At 25.2% G+C, this 22,830-nt stretch carries 20 protein-coding genes; 13 read left to right on the top strand and 7 right to left on the bottom strand.

From position 1 onward, the window contains the following. Positions 1–189: 189 nt before the first annotated feature. Entirely contained in the window at positions 190–771 is a 582-nt protein-coding gene (locus tag IR151_RS05750) for a TetR/AcrR family transcriptional regulator (RefSeq protein ID WP_227433562.1), read from the bottom strand. 904 nt (positions 772–1,675) lie between these two features. Between IR151_RS05750 and IR151_RS05745 the strand changes: the two genes are divergently transcribed. The 10 genes from IR151_RS05745 to IR151_RS05700 all read left to right on the top strand — a co-directional run bounded on the left by IR151_RS05745 (position 1,676) and on the right by IR151_RS05700 (position 14,186). Continuing rightward, complete coding sequence (locus tag IR151_RS05745; RefSeq protein ID WP_227433561.1) at positions 1,676–2,386, top strand: LytR/AlgR family response regulator transcription factor; 711 nt, start codon at positions 1,676–1,678, stop codon at positions 2,384–2,386. Continuing rightward, a complete protein-coding gene (locus tag IR151_RS05740; RefSeq protein ID WP_227433560.1) occupies positions 2,380–3,699 on the top strand; it encodes an ATP-binding protein in 1,320 nt (439 codons plus the stop codon). Before IR151_RS05745 ends, IR151_RS05740 begins: the two co-directional genes overlap by 7 nt. Before the next feature lie 444 nt (positions 3,700–4,143). Continuing rightward, positions 4,144–5,442: a radical SAM/SPASM domain-containing protein gene (locus IR151_RS05735; protein ID WP_227433559.1), complete on the top strand. Its 1,299-nt coding sequence runs from the start codon at positions 4,144–4,146 to the stop codon at positions 5,440–5,442. Beyond that, the gene (locus IR151_RS20385) at positions 5,439–6,455 is read left to right on the top strand and encodes a radical SAM/SPASM domain-containing protein (protein WP_227433558.1); all 1,017 of its coding nucleotides are present in this window, start codon (positions 5,439–5,441) and stop codon (positions 6,453–6,455) included. The genes IR151_RS05735 and IR151_RS20385 overlap by 4 nt, the downstream gene beginning before the upstream one ends. A gap of 55 nt (positions 6,456–6,510) precedes the next feature. Next, the gene (locus tag IR151_RS05725) at positions 6,511–6,672 is read left to right on the top strand and encodes a hypothetical protein (RefSeq protein ID WP_227433557.1); all 162 of its coding nucleotides are present in this window, start codon (positions 6,511–6,513) and stop codon (positions 6,670–6,672) included. A gap of 204 nt (positions 6,673–6,876) precedes the next feature. Then, positions 6,877–9,426 (top strand): ABC transporter permease, encoded by a 2,550-nt coding sequence (locus IR151_RS05720; RefSeq protein WP_227433556.1) that lies wholly within the window; start codon positions 6,877–6,879, stop codon positions 9,424–9,426. Positions 9,427–9,464: 38 nt separating this feature from the next. Next, entirely contained in the window at positions 9,465–10,709 is a 1,245-nt protein-coding gene (locus tag IR151_RS05715) for a radical SAM/SPASM domain-containing protein (RefSeq protein ID WP_227433555.1), read from the top strand. A gap of 47 nt (positions 10,710–10,756) precedes the next feature. After that, on the top strand, positions 10,757–11,746 hold the full coding sequence (locus IR151_RS05710; protein ID WP_227433554.1) for a S8 family serine peptidase: 990 nt from the start codon (positions 10,757–10,759) through the stop codon (positions 11,744–11,746). A 39-nt stretch (positions 11,747–11,785) separates the two neighbouring features. Further along, on the top strand, positions 11,786–12,457 hold the full coding sequence (locus IR151_RS05705; protein WP_227433553.1) for an ABC transporter ATP-binding protein: 672 nt from the start codon (positions 11,786–11,788) through the stop codon (positions 12,455–12,457). Next, positions 12,444–14,186 (top strand): ABC transporter ATP-binding protein, encoded by a 1,743-nt coding sequence (locus IR151_RS05700; protein WP_227433552.1) that lies wholly within the window; start codon positions 12,444–12,446, stop codon positions 14,184–14,186. Before IR151_RS05705 ends, IR151_RS05700 begins: the two co-directional genes overlap by 14 nt. A 1,333-nt stretch (positions 14,187–15,519) precedes the next feature. Here IR151_RS05700 and IR151_RS05695 read toward each other — a convergent pair. The 6 genes from IR151_RS05695 to IR151_RS05670 all read right to left on the bottom strand — a co-directional run bounded on the left by IR151_RS05695 (position 15,520) and on the right by IR151_RS05670 (position 19,088). Next, on the bottom strand, positions 15,520–16,347 hold the full coding sequence (locus IR151_RS05695) for a MerR family transcriptional regulator (protein WP_227433551.1): 828 nt from the start codon (positions 16,345–16,347) through the stop codon (positions 15,520–15,522). A 100-nt stretch (positions 16,348–16,447) separates the two neighbouring features. After that, positions 16,448–17,221, bottom strand: coding sequence for a CPBP family intramembrane metalloprotease (locus IR151_RS05690; protein ID WP_227433550.1), 774 nt, complete (start codon positions 17,219–17,221; stop codon positions 16,448–16,450). A gap of 251 nt (positions 17,222–17,472) precedes the next feature. Continuing rightward, positions 17,473–17,910 carry a LytTR family DNA-binding domain-containing protein gene (locus tag IR151_RS05685; RefSeq protein ID WP_227433549.1) on the bottom strand — a complete coding sequence of 146 codons (438 nt, stop codon included), beginning with the start codon at positions 17,908–17,910 and terminating at the stop codon, positions 17,473–17,475. A 256-nt stretch (positions 17,911–18,166) separates the two neighbouring features. Next, the gene (locus IR151_RS05680; protein WP_227433548.1) at positions 18,167–18,316 is read right to left on the bottom strand and encodes a YvrJ family protein; all 150 of its coding nucleotides are present in this window, start codon (positions 18,314–18,316) and stop codon (positions 18,167–18,169) included. Positions 18,317–18,332: 16 nt separating this feature from the next. Then, positions 18,333–18,557: a DUF2922 domain-containing protein gene (locus tag IR151_RS05675; RefSeq protein ID WP_227433547.1), complete on the bottom strand. Its 225-nt coding sequence runs from the start codon at positions 18,555–18,557 to the stop codon at positions 18,333–18,335. 309 nt (positions 18,558–18,866) lie between these two features. Then, positions 18,867–19,088, bottom strand: a complete 222-nt coding sequence (locus IR151_RS05670; protein ID WP_227433546.1) for a DUF1659 domain-containing protein — start codon at positions 19,086–19,088, stop codon at positions 18,867–18,869. A 423-nt stretch (positions 19,089–19,511) separates the two neighbouring features. Here IR151_RS05670 and IR151_RS05665 point away from each other — a divergent pair, with 423 nt between their 5' ends. The 3 genes from IR151_RS05665 to IR151_RS05655 all read left to right on the top strand — a co-directional run bounded on the left by IR151_RS05665 (position 19,512) and on the right by IR151_RS05655 (position 22,700). Beyond that, the gene (locus tag IR151_RS05665; protein WP_227433545.1) at positions 19,512–20,282 is read left to right on the top strand and encodes a nucleoside phosphorylase; all 771 of its coding nucleotides are present in this window, start codon (positions 19,512–19,514) and stop codon (positions 20,280–20,282) included. Between the two features lie 314 nt (positions 20,283–20,596). Next, positions 20,597–20,854: a Mor transcription activator family protein gene (locus IR151_RS05660; protein ID WP_227433544.1), complete on the top strand. Its 258-nt coding sequence runs from the start codon at positions 20,597–20,599 to the stop codon at positions 20,852–20,854. A 451-nt stretch (positions 20,855–21,305) separates the two neighbouring features. Next, positions 21,306–22,700 (top strand): conserved phage C-terminal domain-containing protein, encoded by a 1,395-nt coding sequence (locus IR151_RS05655; protein ID WP_227433543.1) that lies wholly within the window; start codon positions 21,306–21,308, stop codon positions 22,698–22,700. Positions 22,701–22,830: the final 130 nt, after the last annotated feature.

The raw sequence follows: 22,830 nt of genomic DNA, 5'->3' as shown, positions 1-22,830 counted from the left end.
TTTATTTAATGTAAGTATTTGAGTCCATGAGAATATCTTTAAGTTCTGTCAGAGTATGGCTGAGTTATGTATCAAAACTAAAAGACATATAATTAAACTGAAATAGTACTAAATAGATATATAATTAAACTGAAATAGTATTAAATAGACATAATACTAAATAGATATAAATACTAAACTGAAATAGTACTATTTTATGGTGTCTATTAAAAATAACTCTAATTGAGAGTCAATTAAAGCACTTCTTTTCTCTGCATCCATAATATCAATACCACTGTATCTTAAAAAGGCGTTAGAACGAAGAAGAACTAACTGTATAAATGAAGTTATTTGATATGCAATAACCTTGTAATCTTCTTCAGTTTTATTGTTGTCGTGATTTTTATAATGAGCTCTAATCAAAGGCAATATTTCAAATGGATAAATAATGTCTTCTTGAACTAATATGTAAGGTACAGAAATCTCTATAAATTGACTATATAAAATTATAACATCACAAAATGTCATTAACATTTCTTTTAACTCTTGCTTAGGTGTTAGATTTTGCTTATCATGTGTAGTTTTATATTCATCCATATGGCATTTTAAAATTCTCTTAATAGCAGTATTAATTAGTGCTTCTTTAGATTTAAAATAATAATTAATCATAGCCAAATTGACATTTGCTTTAGCTATGATTTCTCTAGCTGTGATACTTGAAATATCTCTATTTGAAGTTAATAGCTGAACTGTTGTGTTAATTAGTTGCTCTTTTTTTGAATCTATTTTCATATTTTTCCCCTTAAGAATTCCTCATAAAAAAATTAAACGTGTTTAATACACGTTTAGATACTATCACGAAAGCTTTTATATGTCAATGGAGGGATAGTTTTTAAGGAGGATAGTAGGGGGAAGTTTTTTTATAATTGTCTTGTTAAATACATGATAAATAAGGTTATATGATACTAAGTTTAAGATGTGTTCTATCAATCATGTATTAATATATATAATTATTAAAGATTGTATACTAATAAATAGAATTATGTTAAAATTTATATTATAATGAAATAAAAAATAAATAAAAAAAGTCATGAGTTCTTAAGTTTGGCGACTTACTCTTAGCTTTTTATACAGTCATTCTTGGTAAGAGAGTACTCTAGTTAGGGAGCTTTTTATATTGTTATCATCTTTTAATATTATCATAACAATCATAAAACATTAATAATTTCGATATTTAAAAAGTATACAAAATTATTAATGAGGCAATAAGCTTAAACCATATTAAGTATTGATTGTTATTAATAAATCTGTAAAATCTCCTTATCTTTAGTGCAAACATGCTAAAAATAGAGGAGAATTTTTTGTTGTAAATGACAAAGTTTTGTTACCATTTATATGATGTTAGACTCAGTGTAACATCAAGATAATAAAAATGTATGAAAACTATCATAGATACTTATTAAAAACATTCTATAAGTAATGAAAAAAGAAGCGTGAAAAGAAAAAATGAAAATGGATTAATGAAGAGGGTAATAGAATAAAAAAGGAGATAGAGAATATAAAAAGTTAAAGGAATAAGGATTAAGCAAAAATAGGATAGCCAACTCTTTAAGTTTAGGAATAGTAAGGAGGTACTGTAGTTTATAAATGTGTAGCCTTAACTGTTTTTTTATCTAAGGGATAAGGGGGGATTTTTATGTATAGAATAGTTATTTGTGAGGATGATATTACACAAATGGTTTTCTTAAGAGAGTGTATACTAAAATCCTTAGAGGGAGTTTCTAGTCAAATTGAACTATTAGAGTTTAATTCAGGAGAAGAGTTATTGGAGTCTGCTTTAGAAGGAGTTGATATATATTTTTTAGATATTCAAATGCTTCAACTAACAGGGATGGATGTAGCTAAAATAATTAGAGAAACAAATGATACTTCTGAAATAATATTTATAACTTCAATAGTCGACTATATACAAGAAGGTTATAAGGTAAGGGCTTATAGATATTTATTAAAGCCTATAGATTTTGAGGATTTAAATGAAAATATTTTAAATTGTATATCAGATATTATTAAAAAAAGAGAAAACTTTATGCTGATAGAAAATAAAGGTATAATCAACAAAATTTTAATTAATAGTATTATGTATATAGAGGTCAGGAAAAAGGTTTTGACTATACATACTACAGATGGTATTTATAATACTAATAATAGTATGGATAAAATAGAGTTAGAATTAGAAAAATATAATTTTTTTAGATGTCATAAAAGCTATTTAATAAACATGGAATATATTCAACTTATATGCAAAAATACTGTAGTTATTAATAATGAAAATATTCCAGTCAGTAAATATAGAATATCTGATTTAAAGACAAAATTAACACATGTATTGGGAGATGTATTATGTTAGGGATAGATGTATGGGGGATTATTCTAACTTTATTTTCTACAATGATAGAATGGATTGTATTAAAATTTATATTAGATGAACTTAGTGAGCTAAGAAAGAGCAAGTCAGTTTTAAATAGTAGTCTACTAATTGCAATTATAATAATTACTACCTTGACTATAATTGAATTTGATATAAAGGTTAAGTTATTTATATGTATATTTATTACATATCTATTGTATAGAAGTAATTATGTGGTGGACCAATGGAAAAGTGTGTTTATAAGTTTATTATATTGGATGTTATTAATCGGATTTGATAGTACTGGATTAAGTATAGTAGGCACACTTAACTCTATACAAGAGATGAGTGATTTATTAAATAATAATTTATTAAAACTAGAATTAATAATTATATCTAAATCACTACTAATAGGATTAATACCATTACTTAAAGCTATTAGATTAAAAATAAAAATAAACAAGAAGGATTGTATCTATTTATTTTTCCCCTTAATAGCAAATATTGTTAGCATAATAGTTGTATTTGGATTTATTTTTAAAGATAAGAGTATTAATCCTACCGAAAGTTTGACAATACTTGTTATATCAATTGTATTTTTACTTTCAAATATTTCGTTAGTAAGTATTATAGGTAGAATAATAAAAGACAATAACCTAAAGATGGAACATGAAATTACAAAAGAAAAGATAAATATGCAATATAAATACTATTTAAATTTACAGGAATATCAGTCGAAAATAAGAAAACTATACCATGACATGAACAATCATATTATTTGTATTAAGAATATTTATGGTAAAAATGAGATTGCAGAGAAGTATATTAAAGATATAAATAAGCAAATAAATGAATGTAATACTATATTTAATACACAAAGTATGATTTTAGATGTTATTTTAAGTGAGAAAAAATCTATTTGTGATATAAATGGCATAGATTTTTTAGTAGATATTAATTTTTTAGAATGCAATTTTATAGAAATGGCGGATGTGTGTAGCATATTTTCAAATATGATAGATAATGCAATAGAAGCTTGTAATAAGATTTACGATACAAATATACAAAAAAAGATTAAATTAAGAGGAACTATTATAAATAGATTATTTGTAATTAAATGTGAAAATACAAAAATAAATGAGATTATATTAAAGAATAATAAAATTATTACAGATAAAAAAGACTCATTTTTACATGGAATAGGAATAAGTAGTATAAAAAGTTCAGTAGAAAAATATAATGGAAATGTAGAAATATATTCAGATAAAAATAAGTTTACAACTACTATTTATATACCATTATCTAGAAAATAATTCCAGTTGGAGCTTTAAAATGCCTAGTTGGATAAATAGCATTGAAAAATGATATAGAGGATGTTATCTTTTAAGCATATAAGATTTGGAGGCAATAAAAATAATCGAATCTTGCGCTAATAAGATAACATCTTTTTTAATTCTAAATAAGAGCATAGAACAAAAATAATATGATTTATATTTATAAAGATTTAAAACATTGATAACTTTTATAGTTGATATAATAGTCATATTGTTAACAGGATATATGCTAAATAAATTTAAGTAGAAAAGGGGGGAGTAAAAAATGAAAAAATCTTAAAATATAAGCTTAGTAAAGCTTATATTGAGTAATATAAAAATAGTAATGTAGTAATTGATATATAGTGGAATTGATATTGGCAATAAATATTTATTAAAAAAACTCGAAAGAAAACGTTTTATTAGCTTAAGGAGGACTTAATTATGATAGATTCTGAAGAAATGAGTTTTAATATAGAAGATTTAATTATTTATAGAAAAAATCAACGAGTAATAATTTATAATAAAAAATTTAGAAAATATATTAGACTATCGGAGGAAATATATAAGTATTTTCTTTTAAGCCAAGAAAATAAAATGAATGCCTATGATTTTGTAAATTGTTTTGATGATGAAAGTGATAGAAAATATATTATCAATCTTATAGATATTATGAATAAAAATGAAATTTTTAAAAGTAATAATTTAAACATTGGAGGATTAAGCAATGAGATAGCAATTTATTTTTGTTTAACAAATAGATGTAATTTATTTTGTAAACATTGTTGTGTTGAATCGTCCTCTAATAAGAAAGATTTACTTAGCACATATGATTTAAAAAATATAGTAGATATAATATCAATTTTAAATGCTTCTCATATAGTTGTAACTGGAGGAGAGCCATTAGTAAGAGAAGATTTCTTTGAGATAATTAAATATATAAAACAAAGATTACCTAATACTAAATTAATATTATCTACAAATGGAACTTTAGTAGATGAACATAACATTGATTTTATTATAGATAATTTTGAAAAAATAGACATTAGTATTGATGGAGTAGATGAAAATACTTGTAGTGAAACACGAGGAAAAGGTGTATTTAATAAAGTAATAAACTCTGTGAATCTATTAAAAGAGAATGGATTCAATAATATAAAGTTATCTATGGTATTTGGTCAAAAAAATGCTCACTTAAATCAACAATTTAAAGATTTAAATAAAAAACTTGGTACAGAATTCGTTGAAAGATGTTTTATTCCAACAGGAAGAGGTTTAGAAAATAAAGAAAATTATCTGTTTGAAGATACAGTTCTTCCAATTACGATTCCCTATATTTTAGATAATGAATTAAAAAAATTTAAAGATAAAAAAAATAAAAAAATGGGATGTTGCGCATGTAATGCAGGAAATTCTCAAATATTTATAAATTATGATGGAAATGTATATCCTTGTCCTTCACTGATAAAGAATGAATATAAAATGGGAAATATATTTGACAATGAATTTGTACAAGTCATAAAAGGAAATAAAACAAGGAGCTTAAAGTCTTTGATTAAATTAGAAAGCATTTATCCATATAACTTTGAAAAATGTAAAAATTGTGATGTAAATATTTTTTGTTGGCATTGCCCAGCGATATTAGATTCAGTTAAGGATAATGAACTAGAATTGGATAGATGGTGTAGGATGATGAAACATAATTTAAATATAGCTATATGGGGAGATGAAGAAGTTAAGTGAAATTTACCATATTTGTAACTGAAGACTGCAATTTGAGATGTACATATTGCTATGAAGGAAATGATAAAAAAAAAGAAAATATGAGTTATGAAACTGCTGATAAAACAATAAATTTTATTTGTAATAAGGAATTAGAAAGTGATAGTGATTATACAACAATTGTTTTACATGGAGGAGAACCGTTTATAAATTTTGATTTGATTAAGTATATACATAAAGAGTTAGTAGATAGATTGAATGACAAAGAAATATTATTTGATATAACTACAAATGGAACTATTATAAATGATGAAGTAATAGAGTTTATAGCAAAGAATGTAAAAAATATATCAATAAGTATTGATGGAACAAAGAATATACATGATACAAATAGAATATATGCTAATGGAGTAGGTACTTATGAAAAAGTAATAGAAAATGGAAAAAGACTTATAGAGAAAGGTATATATGTTAGGGCAAGAATGACATATAACTCAAATACTGTTAAGTATCTTTATGAGAGTGTATATGATATAGCAAAGCAAGGATTTAAAAATATAGCTCCAATTTCAGATTTTATGGATAAAAATTGGGATGATTCTCATATTAAAATATTAAATGAACAAATTAGTAAAATTATGGATATTAAAAAAAATTATCCTGATATAGATATCTCCATTTTAGATAAACAATTTATAAACAAGAAAAAAGGAGACTGTTTTGGAGGTATAAATAGTTATGCAATAGATGTTAGAGGAGATGTATATCCATGTACAGTATGTGTTGGAGAACAGGATATTTTACTAGGAAATATATATGATGGATTGGATGATAAAAAAATTAAGAGCCTTATAAAAATTTATACATCTAAGAATGAAGAGTGTGATGGATGTACTAGATTTGATTATTGTATGTCAACTAGATGTAAACTTATAAATAAAAAGGTAACAGGTAGATTCTATACTCCAGTTCCAATTTACTGTGGATTAGAAAGAGTTTATGTAGAAACAACAAAAAAGCTATGTAGTTTATAACCTAGTTTAACTAGTTATAATAAATATAATATAAAAGTAAAGGGGGATATGTATTATGATACATATAAGAAAAATCGAAGAAAAAATAGAACTTCAAGATGTTGAGGTGCAAGCAGATCCATGCAAATGGTATTATGACACACATGGAATAATTTCGCAAATAGACTGTATGGAGGATTGTGCAGGAAAAACTCCAAAAGGAACAGTAGCATATTAAAAAATACTAATCAATCTATTAAATATTGAAAGTACTAGATGTAGTTTTCATGAATGAAATATGCTTTTTTAGACTCTAGTATTTTTAATAATTAAATTTAACTAGCGCAACAAGTTAGTTAGTATTTAATGAATAGGACTCTATAATCTATCATTTTAGATTATAGAGTTTTTCTTGTAAATGTGAATAAGGAGAATTCTAATTATGATTAATATTAAACTTGCAGTGTCATATTTAAAAAGACAAAAAGGAAAAACTTTATCATTAATACTTAGTATAGGGATTGCTGTTATGCTAGTTTTTTCATTAAGTGTTATTAAAGAGTCTCAAGGACAATCAGATATAAATCATGCATACAAAAACTCAGGCAATTATCATGCTTTTTATGAAGATGTAAGTAGTGATATAGTAAAAAAACTTAATGGTGAAGAAGATATAAAGGAATTCAATGATGTACTTAAATTTGGAGAAATTGTAAGTAAAAACAATGGGGCATCTATAAATTTGTGTTCTTACAATAAAAATTTTTTAGATTCTACTAGATATCAATTGGTTAAAGGTAGGGAACCTAGAAATTCTAATGAATTAGTAATAGAGCAAAAAGTTTTAGATAAAATGAAACTAGATGTTAAATTAAATCAAACTATTGATTTTCAAATTGTTAATGAGTATGTAAATAAAAATAATGAAAATGCTATTTACAGTAAAGATAAGAAATTTAAAATAGTTGGGATTTTAAGTAAACCAGATGAATACTATGAAAGTTTAAATGAATATAAGGTAAGAGCTTTTACATATTCAAACGATGGCAAAGATATTGTTCCATCTGAATTAATAAATCATATGGGGACATTAAAACTTAATACAAAAGATTTAGATACTCAAAAAGTAGTGAATCTAGGGGTAAAATATAAGTTAACAAATAATGAATTTTATCCAAATACAGAAGTAAGTATGGCTATGTCTATGAAAAATATTTCAAAAACAACAACTTACTCAATAAAACAAAGATTATTACCTTTATTATGTGCAATATTAGTAATATATAACATGTTTAACATAATAATATTAGATATGACCAAGCAAATTGGTTTACTTAGAGCTGTTGGAGCTAATAAGAAAAATATTAGACGTATATTTTTTATTCAGAGTATTGTAGTTTTATCCGTGGGTATAGTAATAGGTTTACTTGGAGGTATAGTTTTTTCTTATTTAGGTCTTATGATTGTATATGATAAAAGTGCAGAATTAACTATAAATACAAATTCTATAATTGAATCTATCATTATGTCGATTATAGCAGTTATATTAGCCTCTATAGTACCTATATATAAAGCTGGAAATTTATCTATAATTGATGCTATAAAAAAGACAGATAAATTAAATTATGTTCCTAAGTTTTTGTTGTTAAAATCAAATAAAAAAGTTGTTGGAATTATAAATGAGATAGCTTTTAAAAATATATTTAGGAATAAGGTTACATCAATAATAATTATTATTACAATAGCGCTATGTGGAATTTTATTTATAGGGAGCTTAACTTCTACAAAGTTCATATATGGAAAAGAGTCAGAAGCAGCTAATATAACAAGTAAATCATATGGTAATTTTGATATTTATTTGGGCTATTCACCAATAAATGCAAATTATACCTTTTCTAAGTACGATAACTCTTTATTAGATGAAATAAAAGCTATTGATGATGTAACAGATATTGAACCTAATATTTATTTAGATGGATATCTAAGAAATGCTGAACTAGAAAAAAGTTATTTGGATGAATTAGACAGAACTGGAATAAATAATAAAAATGAATCTACAGTTTTAATTAGGGGTTACAATAAAGAGTTGTTAAATAATATAGATAAGTATATAGACAAAGGTGAAAATGTATATAGTTATACAAAGAGTGATTATAAAAATATTTTGTTAGTAAATAATTTTTATTCTAGAATTGAAATGTCAAATAACGCTCAAATTATAAAGTCACCCAAAGTAGGAGATTTAGTAGATATAAAAATGCCTGTATATAAAGATGGAGATTATAAATATATAAATACAAAAGTAAGAATAGCTGGAATAATGAAAAATAGCTATATATCAGAGCAAGATGGAGAATCTCAATCAGGTGGAATTCAAGTTATATTTAATGAAAAGGATTTAAAAGAATTGACAGGGATAAATGATTATAATAAAGCTTTCGTCAAGATAAAAAAAGGAACAGATGAAAAAGTAATAAAAAAAATAAACAATATAATAGAAAAAAATGGGTTTTCAGATATAGAGGGAAGATATGTACGTAATCACTTTGGTGATCACTATAATGATTCTTCATATAAATTAGCAATGATTTGTGTATTTGGAGTTTTATTAATATCATCTATAAATATTATTTTTATAGTTAGATCAAATATAATTGTAAGATTGAGTGAGATATGTACATTCAGGGCAGTAGGAATGCCTAAAAAACATGTAAAAAGAATGTTAATAAAAGAAAATATTATATATGGAATATTAAGTATGATTGTGGCTGGAATTATATCTAGTTTCAATTATTATAAAATGGTTTCTGAAACTAATAAACTTAATCAACAGATATATGGTATAAGTAATTCTGTTAAATTTGAAATTCCAACATTTGAAATTTTAATATTTGGCTCAATATCTGTTTTCGTTTGTGTTATTGCAGTTTACTTTTCTAATAGAATGATAAATAAACTTAGTATAGTAAGTGGTATAAAAGAAAGTGAATAAAATTGCTAATTTAAATATATTGGAAAGGAGTGAAATAAATGAATAGCTCAAATAAATATTTTTTAAATTGTATATGCGAAAAAATAATAAATAATAATCAAGTTATTCTTAGTAATAAGGTAAATGGAAGGTGGATTAAAATTCCAATAGAATGTTATGAAGTTATAAAGTATTCAGTAGATAATGAATTACAACTTGATAATTTATATGATGTATTCCAAGAAAACGAAGATAAAAAATATTATGAACGAGTTATAAATGAATTGGAATCTATAGGGCTTATAAGTGATTCTATTATAAGTGAATTTAGACTAGAGAGAATAAACAAAATTTCATTTTCTCCAACTAATAGATGTAATCTAAGTTGTGATTATTGCTGTGTAGACTCTAAAATAGACAATAATGATTATTTAGAGACATCTCAAGTAAAAAAAGTAATAGATAATGTAGCTCGATTAAATCCAAGAATATTAACAATTACAGGTGGAGAACCATTAATAAGAGATGATTTCTTAGAAATATTGGATTATGTAAAAGAAAAATTTAAAGGGAAGATAATTTTATCTACAAATGCAACTTTAATTAAAGAGAGCCAGATTGATAATATAATTAATGATTTATATGCAATAGAAATTAGTCTGGACGGCTATGATGAATTAAGTTGTAGTAAAGTAAGGGGTAAAGGTGTATTCAGTAAAGTATTAAATGTGATTAAACTTATAAAATCAAAAGGGTTCGAGAACATAGGTTTATCTATGGTTGTAGGAAAGAATAATGAAAAAAACATAGATAAATTTAATAAATTGAATGAAGATTTGGGCACAACATCTATAATAAGAAATTTTATGAACATTGGTAGAGGAAATGAGAACTATAGCAAATATCTTAATAACAAACTTGATATTGACTATATTTGTAAAGATGATTATGTAGATAAAAATAGTTTATGTTCAAATATGTGTAAAGCAGGTGTTAATCAGATAAGTATAGATTACAAGGGGGATGTATATCCATGTCCAAACTTAGAATATAAGGATTTAAAGATGTTCAATATATTGGAATTTAATGAAAACATATTAGAGAATATTCTTAATAGAAAAATGGATATGTTTAGTAGATTTGATAAATTAAAACCAGTAAATATTGAAGAGTGTAAAGATTGTAAAATAAATTTGTTTTGTACAACTTGTCCATCAAAAATATATACTTTGAAAAATGACCAAAAAATGTTTGCTTCAAATTGTAAAAAAATGAAAAATATTTTAGAGCCTATAGTATGGTAAGAATTGGTTTTATATCTAAAGTAATGTATTTTGGAGGTGATTATTAATTGAGTAAAGTAAAAGTAGCAGTTTTAGACACAGGATTAGATATAAATGATGATGATATGAATGGAAATTATGTTTATGATTCAAATTTTCAATTGGAAGATTTGGGGGGGAGGGAAATAAATGATATAAATGGGCATGGAACTTTTGTATCAAAAACTATATTAAATATAAGTAAGAATGTCCAAATTTATCCTATTAATATCTTTAATGATTCTGGAAAAACAAGTTCTTTAAATCTTCTTAATACATTGAGCAAGTTGACTATGTCAGATATGCAGATAATAAATATTTCAGCTGCATCTATTAATAGTAAATATGAAAAAGAATTAGAAAAAGTTTGTAATATTTTGAATAGCCAAGGTAGATTTATTATTTGTTCAAAACATAATAGATATGCAGAGAAAGAAAGTATTCCTACTATATTTGAAAGTGTTATTGGTGTAGTAGGTAATGAAAATATATATAAAAATAATCAGTACATATATAAACAGAGAAATAAGATTCAGATGTATGCAAACTCAAAAGATAATTTTATTAAATTTAAAGATAAAGTAACTCATTTTGGTAAAAATAGTAAAGCTTGTGCAGTGGCAACTGGTATTGTTGCAAATATATTAAAAAAGAATCCTGATATTAAATTTAATGAATTAGAAGAAATACTCATTCAAAGAAGCCAAAATAAAGAGGATTTAAAAATAGAAAATTTGTACATTCCAAGTTATAGATCTAATTTGATAAGATTAGATATAGCAAAGCAAATAATGCATGTGATAAATAGAGATTTCTCAAAAACGAAGATAAATTTTGATTTTGTAAATGAATATTCTTTATTTAACAACTTTACATGTATTGGAAATTATAATGCATATGATCTTTTAACTACTTTAAATAAAGAGTTTAATATTGACATTGACTACAAAGGAGTATATTTATATCAATTAGAGGATTTAACCAGGGCAGTAGATCTTATTTACGAAAATTTGATTTAAAAAAATATAGATTTTTGAATATAGGAATGGAGATATGTTATGAAAATACTTAGAGTAAAAGATTTAAAAAAAATATATGGAAAAGGTGAGAGTGAAGTTAGGGCTCTTGATGGTGTAGATTTGGAAATAGAGCCTCACAAATTTACTGCTATTGTAGGGGCAAGTGGTTCTGGTAAAAGTACACTACTTCACTGTGTTGCAGGGTTAGATAAGCCAACTTTAGGCAATGTGTACTTAGATGATGTAGATTTATATACGTTAAATGATAATAAACTATCTGAAATAAGAAGACAAGAATTCGGCTTCATATTTCAAAGTTACAATTTAATACCAGTTATAAATGTATATGATAATATAGTACTTCCAGTATCACTTGATGGTAAGAAAGAAGACAAAGAGTATGTTATGGGATTAATTAACAAATTAGGGATTGAAAAACAAATAAAGAAATATCCTAATGAGCTATCAGGAGGTCAACAACAAAGAGTTGCAATAGCGAGAGCATTATCCAATAGACCATCAGTTATATTTGCAGATGAGCCTACTGGTAACTTAGATAGTAAGACAACAAATGAAGTTATGAATATGCTTGAATGGTGTGTTAAAGAGTACAGACAAACACTAGTTATGATAACTCATAATGATAATATTGCAAAGACAGCTGACAGAGTTATAACTATAAAAGATGGTAAAATAGATGAAAAGAATTAGTAATAACAATTTATTTAGAATACTAAATATAATAATACATAAAAATAAGATTAAGCTAATAGCATCATTTATAATGGTTTTTATAATTGCTGGTGTGGATATTATAATACCTCAAATAACTAGATATATAATAGATGATGGGATAGGAAATAAGAATATTTCGCTACTTATAAATTTAGTATTTATATATATTTTTATAAGGGTATTATCAGCTACATTTGATGTTATACTATCATATTTATATACTTCAATAAAAAATAAAGTTACTATAAATCTAAAAGTAAAATTACTCAACCATATATCAAAACTTTCTGGGAGATATTACTCAAGTAAGAAAACAGGTAATATATTATCTATTATGGAAAGTGATATATTTATGATAGAAAATTTTGGAGCAGAGATTATATTTGATATTGTAGTCAATGTGTTTAAAGCTTTAATATCATTAGTTTTCTTGGTTAATTTGCAGTTTGATTTATTTTTAGTAGTTTTATTTTTACAGTTGATATTAACATTTTCTCAAAATAAAATGACAAAACTTATATCTAGGAAAATTTATGAGATAAGGAGTGATTCAGGAAGTTTATCAAATTTGATTCAAGAGTATGTATCTAACATTATGGATATTGTGATATTAAATTCAAAGATGAACTTCTTTAATAAATATTTAAAAAGAGAAAGAGCTTTAATAAAAAAAGATTTAAATTTAAACTTGATTATTAGTAGTAATATAGCTATATCCCAAGTACTAACAGGATTGATAACAATATTAATATATGGACTTGGTGGATATAAAATAATAAATAATAAGATGACAATGGGAGAATTAATAGCATTTCAACAATACACAGGAATGTTAATTGGACCATGTATAGCTATTGTAAGGGCGAATACTAGAATAGCACAATCGAAAGTATCTATTGATAGAGTATTTTCAGTAATAGATGAAGAGATAGATATTAAAGTCGATAATAATGGATATAAAATAGATAATAACGAAATTAAAAAGATAAACTTTAAAAATGTATCATTTAGATACAATGATGATTCAAATACTGTCTTAAATAATATAAATTTAGAGTTTGAAGAAGGAGACGTAACTGGAATTGTTGGTGGAAGTGGATGTGGTAAATCAACAATAACAAATCTAATATATCGACTTTGGGATATAAATGAAGGTGATATATTAATAGGTGATGTTAATATAAAGGATATTAATTTAAAATCATTAAGAAATAGTATTGATATAGTAACTCAAAATCAATTTATATTTGATGATACAATAAAAAATAATATAGTACTAAATAATAAAATAAAAGATGAAGAATTAAATAAGATATTAAAAGTTACTTGTTTATATGAGTTTATAGAGAATCTAGATAAGGGATTGGATGAAGTAGTAGGAGAAAAGGGGGTCAAAATATCAGGAGGACAAAAACAACGTATATCAATTGCTAGAGCATTAGTAAGTAATAAAAAGGTACTTATTTTGGATGAAGCAACTTCAGCATTAGATAATATTTCACAAAAAGAGATATTGAACAACTTGAAAGAGTATATAGAGGATAAGATAGTTATTATAATAGCTCATAGACTTTCAACAATTAAGAGTGCTGATAATATATATGTATTAGATAAAGGCAAGGTAATAGAATCTGGAAATGATAAGGAACTTTTAAGTGAAGATGGTTTGTATAATAGGTTAGTTGAAACTGCAGACTTCGTATAAATATAATGATATTCAGAGAAAAATTATACATTAAAGTTAATCTATAGAGTGAAGTTCATAATAAGTTATATTAAGGATAAACATAATCTTGTATACATATATGCTTACTAAAGTATTTGATGAAATATAAATTATGTAACTGGTTTAACTAGAAAAGAGTTTGTATATTAATTTTAGACAAATGTAAACAAATAATTAATATATTTTAGTAAATGTCTGAAAGTTACATAAATAGTTGTTATAAATAAACAAAAACAGAGTAATTAAAACAAAGAAGCTATACATCTGCTCGGTATTGGGATGTGTATAGCTTTTTTACATTTAGGAAGGTATCTTGTGAGCTTAGAGAGACATTTTATAATCACTATTTTTATCTAGCCAGTAAGCGAATGACTTATTACCCAGCAGCTATATTTTCATATAGACCATAGACATACTACATGCCACCATATCAACTGCTTCTGCCTAATGATATATAAATCCAGATTTATTTTTCCCCTTAAGAATTCCTCATAAAAAAATTAAACGTGTTTAATACACGTTTAGGTACTATCACGAAAGCTTTTATATGTCAATGGAGTGCTAGTTTTTAAGGAGGGTAGTAGGGGGCAGTTTTTTTATAATTGTCTTGTTAAATACATGATTTACAGGAGTTCATTCAACTTGATATTTTTCTGTAGATAATAAAAATAATATAGAAATATCACTTCATGTTTACGATATTGCACAAAATGCAGATAATGATTCTATATACACATCAAAAAGTAATTTGAAAAAACTATTAAATCTATCACAAAACTCTTACAATGGTATTTATACAAACAATATAACAGAGATACCAGAGATAGGAAAAGCCCATATACAAAATATATCAGAACGAATATCTAAACTTGAAGAGAATAATGTTTCAAATCGTACTAGCGATGTAATATGCCAAATATTAGGCTGTATTATTGGGTGTTTGCTTTTATCATTTTACCTATACCAAGTATTGAAATCTGTAAGTTCATTCATAAAAGTTTATCTTTATCAACAAATGACTATATTCCTTTTCAATGTAATATATTTGTAATTTTGTTTATTTTTATTTTGCTAAATATTATATATACCATAATTAAGTTCTTATTTAACTCGAGAATTAGTCGTATTCAAAAAAAAGATATTACTTTGAGATACCTAAATTAAAAAGGTCTAGAGAGAGATTTTGACTTCAAAGTTTGAGCTATAACAGCTATACATAAGTGGGTGTAAGCTATAATATAATGTTTAAAGGTCTTATTAAGACGTATAATAAGACCTTTGAACATTAATATGTAAATATTTATATTGAAATCTATTTAACTTTTATTACTGGTATCTGAATTTCTGTAAGATAGTTTTCAGGATTTTCCTCATTATGAACCCCTTTATGACCAATTTGCCTATTGATACCAGACATTTTATAATCACTATTTTTATCCAGCCAGTAAGCAAATGACTCATACCCACCAGCTATATTTTCATATGGGCCATATACCATACTACATGCCATCATATCAACTGCCTCTGTCTCACGATATATAAATCCAGATTTGTTTTTTCCTAATTTCTTTACAACCGTTCCAACCTCTATATCTACACCACAATCTTTCAGTTCTTCATCATGATAAAGTGCTATATTGTTGCTTGCTTGGTGGGATATTTCTATATGTTCTTCTTTAATAAATTCATATAATTTTTCCCACAGTATACCTTCATGGTGATAGTCTGGAATTATTTCTCTAAGCGAGATAATCTTATAACTGGGAATTTCCTTAAAGATAACATTGTAATGAATCTCATCTTTATTGTCATCTATAGCCTTAATCAATTTATTAATATTATTTATTCTTTGTTGTTCTTTTTTAACTTCATCTTGTATTTCAATTTTTTTTCGATTCAATTCTTTAATCACAAGTTCGTCGTTCCAATTATGAATAATATTTGATATCTCTGAAACAGTAAATTTTGAATCTCTTAGTAAAATAATTCTTTGTAAAGTTGAAATTTGGTCAGCAGAGTATAGGCGATAACCTGTGTATTTATCTATCTTTGCTGGTTTTAGAATACCAAGTTCATCATAATAACGTAACATTCGAATAGAGACTTGTGTTAGTTTTGAAAATTCTCCAATTTTAAACATGAAAATATGACCCCCTTCTCACTTATAATCAGTATATATTTTGTTTTTGTATACTTCAAGTGTTTAGGAAAATGCATTTAATTATCAGTTTAATCTATAATCAGCAGTCTAACTCAAATTCAAATTCGTCTGATTTTATCTTCTCAATTTCAGAATTAATTTTCTGTTTAAATTTAGTAGAAGAAATTATGTAAATAATTAATATGAGGCAAAATATTATTTTTACATATTGAGCCATTACGTAGGCTTCAATAGGGTAGTAAGAATATAGTTGAATGGTAAAGAAGTCACACATCATATGTACAAATCCACCTGCTAAAATACTTCTATGTGTATTAATATATACAAATGTAATAACAAAGTTTAGAAGTATAGTAGATGGTATAAATAAAAGTGCATCAAATAAAGAATATTGCAGTAGATTATATGGGATTTGACCAGGTGTAAGATACCATCCCAAATACCAAACTCCACAAATAGTACCTAAAATAATTGAAGCACCTGTAAATCCAAATCTGACTAATAATTTATCAAGAGAATACCCTATCCATCCAAATCCTTGGCTAAGTATACTTAGTATAAAGCTTATAAATAGCATAAGTGGTATTTTATAAGGTGTATAAATAGCTATGTGCATCCAATCCACATCATTAATTTCTAGATGAAAATATTTTCCTATTAGTAAAGAACAAATTACAATTAAAGCAAAAAAGAGTACTGTTAATAATGGCCATTTTACTCCTATTTCTTTGAAGCTAAAGCTCCTGTAAAGAAAATCTTTTCTTGCGCTATTTGGATATATTGTGAAAATAAAAAGTAGCCCTATGACAGAAGGGGCTGTATATGCGAAGTAAAAAAGAAGTTTTCCAAGCATGGTATTTGTAACTCCTAATAATACAGGTGTAAAGCTAAATAGCCAAGTCCATAATAGAGTGCTTGTAAAGAAAAAAATTAAATTTTTATCTGAATTAAAATGGGGATTATATAATTGCATCTTATGTTCACTATCCTTTCATTTTGTTAATAGTGGTTTAATTTATATTTATTTTATTTTGACTATAAAGTTGATTAATAAGTAGATAATTAGTGATATTAATAAAATATTTTCGATTTTTATAATTTTTATTAAATATTTAGCTTATCTCTAATATTTTTTATGTAACGGCGATTTATAATAACTTTTTCATTATTTGATAAAGTAGCTTGCATGCGATTATGTGATATTACTTTTATACTTTCTAGGTAATCCATATTTAAAATCATAGATTTAGATATTCGTAAAAAAGATGTATTGTGTAATCGGTTTGATAATTCATATATTTTTAGGTCAACTTCAAATACATCATCTTTATAGTAAGCAAATGTCTTATTGCCAACTGTCTCAAAGTATAAAATATCGCAAATATTAAGCTTATAAATTTCTCCTGCTTTTTTACCATTTATATCTAGTAATGGTGTATTTAGTAGTGAAATTATTTTTTCAATATTATTGTCAATGGCAGAGCATTTTATAATTATTTCAATATCATCAAAATTAGTGGATTGTTCGACATGTATTTTCATTAATTATCACCTCATTTTATTACTGTCATTAGAATAGCATTATATTTTATTGAGTCCAACTAGATGAGTGCTAAATTTCAAATTAAGTACAGTTAAATTCAAATTTAAAATAGTAAAATTCAAATTTAAAGTGGTAAAATTCGAAAAAATACTACGACTATTTGGAAATGTTATCCAAATATCGTAGTACTTTTCATAGAATATCTCTAATTATTATACAAATAGACCTATCTTATGACTTACATATGTTGTCAAATTACTTCTCAAATGTCAAAATATTTTTAGATAGTACATCAATGCTGTTAGATAGTGTGTTCAATTTGCCCTCAATTCTAACCAATAAATACATGGATAGAGCTATAGGAAAACCAACATTAGTTATTAACAATTGTAAACTATCATCCATAAAATTACCTCCCATCCTAAACTAGGTCATAAGGAGTAGTATTAGTTTCTACAATCTTAGCTTCAACAGCAGAAGCAAGGTCAAATCCTCCAACTGAAAAAACATTTTTAGATACTATCAAATCCATAGCAGATTTTATATTTTCTTCAGTTAAGTCCTCCTTTGGATTTTCTATAGAAAAAGAAACTTGTTTATCCTTTGTATTCTTGAAACTCATGACTAATTTTTTCTTAATCTCCATACAGTTACCTCCACGATAATAATTTATTTTTTTAATTGCTTTAAGTATTTTAATTATTGTTAGGGTAGAAAATACTCTGGTATTGTTATACTTAAAGCAAAGCAGTATTTAAAATAACTAACATGTTTAATTTACGAACATATTTAAATTACTTAAGATATTAAACTGCTTAAAGTATCAATATATTAAGTGTATAATTTGTTAAATTTATATAATATCAAGTGTATTATATATTGAACATGATATATAAATAGTTGATGAATTTTAATGTAGACTATAATCATTAGTATAGACTATATTTGAAAGTTACTATTTAGATAGTGATGTGCTATCTAGTTTTAAAATATCTACAATAGGATTTTCTTGAAGATTTGCGATTGCTTCTGCAACTGCATAAACATCATCATTTGATGCCTCTGCCTTTACATTTGCGAAAGATTTACTTTTAATAACTGCCTTACCCTTATCATCAAAACCAGCATCCAATTTCAGTTTTATACTAGATAAATTTTTTGTTGAAACAACTGCCATAAAACTACCTCCTAAAAATTTAATTTCAAAGATTTGTCGACTTTCTTTGTTAAATCTATAGTATCATATAAGATAATATAGGAGTTAAACCGTAATTTCTTAAGATTTTTTGTTAAAATCTTATAGAAAACTTTATAAGTATATATATTTTAATGATTGATTGAATGTTTGTATGCTCTATGTGCAATAGTTTTTTATTGATTTTGCTTAGAATATTTTCTAGAGGGGATAAAATGTTTAATATGTTTGTTTAGAATGAACTATCTAGATGTATCCAGTATCTGTGTCCAGTAGCTAGATTGTAAGTATATACCTTTAATTATTTTAGCTAGTTCATCGTGATATAATATACTCCATATGTTGAACAGGAACACGATATTGAACAACAATATGCTATACTAAATTTTGAGAGGAGGTTATATTGTGAGTGAAATTCTGTTGGAACAGTTTGACTCTGATTTGGGAGAGATTTTGATGTCAGAATATGTAATAGAAAAACCTGATTGTCATTTTCCTGAGACTATCGTATGTGAATTTTCAAAATCTATGATACAAACAATTGTTGAAAAGTATAATGGTAAAAAAATAGGTCGTTTAATTAATGTTGCTGGAGATATACCAATTTATGAAGTATTTTTCAAGAATGTAAGAATTGGAATTTGTCAGGTTATGGTAGGTGCAACAGCATGTGTAACCAACTTTGAAGAATTAGTTGAGTTAGGAGCAAAGAAGATATTTATCTGTGGAGAATGTGGTGTGTTAGACAATTCTATTGATGATGCGTATCTAATCATTCCAACATCAGCTATCCATGATGAGGGCACAAGTTATCATTATCAACCAGTCTCTGGTGAAATTATACTTAACCCACATGGAGTTAAAGTTATTGAATCTGTATTTAAAAGAAAAGGATTATCATACATAAAAGGTAAAATATGGACTACTGATGCTCCATATCGTGAAACACCTAATAAAATACTTACACGGAAGACACAGGGGTGTATTGCAGTTGATATGGAATGTGCTGCTGTAGCTGTCGCAGCACAATTTAGAAATGTTATATTTTCACAGTTTGTTTATGCTTGTGATAATCTAAATTCAGATGTATGGGAACAACGAGGATTAACTATACATCCTATTTCACAAAAAGTACATACTTTTGAGCTTGCAATGGAGTGTGCTATTAAGTTGTAAATTTAAAGTGTTTTAACTTGTATTTTTTAATTTTAAATTACCAAAGCAGTAAATCGATTAAGGTTTACTGCTTTTTTTATTGTTGAATTTAAAAGTGATATATAGCTATATGCTCCTTCTGGAAAAATATTATTATATTAAAAATGCTTTAAAAGTGTTCGTTTTAGTCTAAGGTTTATGTTAAAAAAATTATTAAATTTAATCTGTAAATAAAAAAGTTAAAAGTCCAATATTAACATTTTACTCTTAAACCATTAAAATCTTTATTAAAGCTACTAAAGTTATTAAAAATATTTTAAAGGAGAGTGTAGTTTATGAAAGTAAAATTAGAAGATATACCAGTTCAGTTTCATGCAATGGTGGAAATAGTGGGTATTGATAAGTTTGTAGAGATTGCTAAATTGTATGGAGGTACAAACACTTATATACCTACATGTAAGGGGATTTTTAGATATGCAAGAAATAGGGAGATAGTGAGACAATTTAATGGGGTTAATTATGGGGAGCTCGCCATTAAACACAACATGTGTGTAAGCAATATTAAGCGAATAATAAATGAAAACAGTATATAAGTTGTTATACAAAGTATTTTGTAAAGATTAAGTGTGAAGTAGGTAAAAGACATTTTATAAAGTTTTTTTAGACAAAATTACTAAATTTATTGCCTATTAATTTAAATAGATTGTATATTCTATAAAATATTCTGTTAAATAATGGAGATATATTGAGAATTCAAAAAAAATAGTCGAAAATATTTGTTGGATAAAAAATAAACAAAATGATACAATTGCTTGTATAAAGGGGAAAAAACAATAAATAAGCTATATAAATAAAAAAATATAAATAAATATGACATAATATATTTGCATATTTAAGAATATAAATAGGGATTTTAAGGGATTAATAAGTATATTTAAAATATATTAAAATAAATATATATTTAAATTTAAACTTTATGTTATCTATATAAAGTAATAATTATTGAGAAATGATTACTTATTAGTAGAAAAGGGGTTAGTAGATATGAATAATGGATTTTATAAATTGAATTCAGTAGTATTAGGCTTTGATATAACAAATGATATTAATAAAATAAGATTTAATCATTATATAATGAGAAAAGAAAATATACAGAGATTGCAAGGTACTTTACCAAGAGGTCAATTTTATATGACAGTAAGAAGAACTGCTACAGATTTACAACTTTCTATTTCTACTATAAGTAGGCTTGTAAGAGAGTTTTCAGATTTAGGAGTAATAAGGCTTGTGTCTAAGGGAACAAGGGGGAAGATGCATTCTATATATAGCTATATCAGTTCAGAAATTAGTGAAGATTTATTTGATAGTACTAGTGAAAATTTACTTGATAGTGATGAAACTATAGATTTTAACTATAACAGTGTTGAGAACTATGAATTCAGTAATTTAGAGTATAATTATGGAAATATTGAAAATAAAGGTTGTATTGATGAAGATTGTATTTATGGTGGTGGAATGTCAAAGTACAATAGTGCTTATGATAATACAGAATGTAGTAACTGTGCTGACTGTAATATATTAAGTAGTAAGAATAATTCTGCTAATAAAAAAAGCAATGACTTAGCTTCTAGTGGAATAAAAAATTCTAGTAAAAATACTAGTTCTAATAATGAAAATATCAACAATGAAAATATCAACTCTGAAAAATCTGTTATTAATTTTACTAATGTAACTAATAAAATTAAAGATTATACCAAAAAAACACTTATTGGAGAAGAACTTAAAATCGAAAACTCTAATTTAAAATCGAGGTCTTCAAATGTTAGATTTAATGAAACATGTAATGACATAGATAAAATAACTAAAAATGACATAGAAGATAATCAAAGTAAAAATGCTATAAAATTAAGTAATAGTAAAGTATTTAGTAGCATGAATAGAGATGGTAAAAAGAGTGGTTTTGATAATATTCATGATACACAAAAAGAAGATAAGTTTGTAACAAATAAAAAAGAATCCTTAAATAAATTTAATAAAAAAAATATACAGCAAAGCATTATAAATATGCTAAATAAAAAAACAGGAAAAAACTTTAAAATCAATTCTCCAACGAGCATAAAACTTATCAACGAAAGACTAAAGGAAGGTTATGTCTTAGAAGATTTCTACAAAGTTATTGAGGTAAAAGTAGCTAAGTGGAAAGATACCATAATGGAAATGTATATAAGACCAGAGACCTTATTTAGCCATAAATTTGAATCCTATGTTAATGAAAACATATCTGTAAAAAATCAAAGTGATGTTTACCAGTGTAAAAAGAGCGACAATAATAGCAGTAATAATTATATGTATTCTGACTATACCACGTATGACGACAGCAATCGTGAAAGAAAAAAACATGAAAATGCAAGGTATTGGAATCCAATCTGTGAATTTTAATTAGTCTGATAATGCGTTTATAGGTGGAATGAATTTATATATTTTATAGATGATAATGTGTTTCTAGCTAACATGTATTTACACATTTTACAACTGACCATGCATTTATACCTTTTTATAGCTGATAATG

The sequence above is a fragment of the Clostridioides sp. ES-S-0006-03 genome (genome assembly GCF_020662275.1).
GTDB lineage: Bacteria > Bacillota > Clostridia > Peptostreptococcales > Peptostreptococcaceae > Clostridioides.
This window is presented reverse-complemented; position numbering and strand designations above follow the sequence as displayed.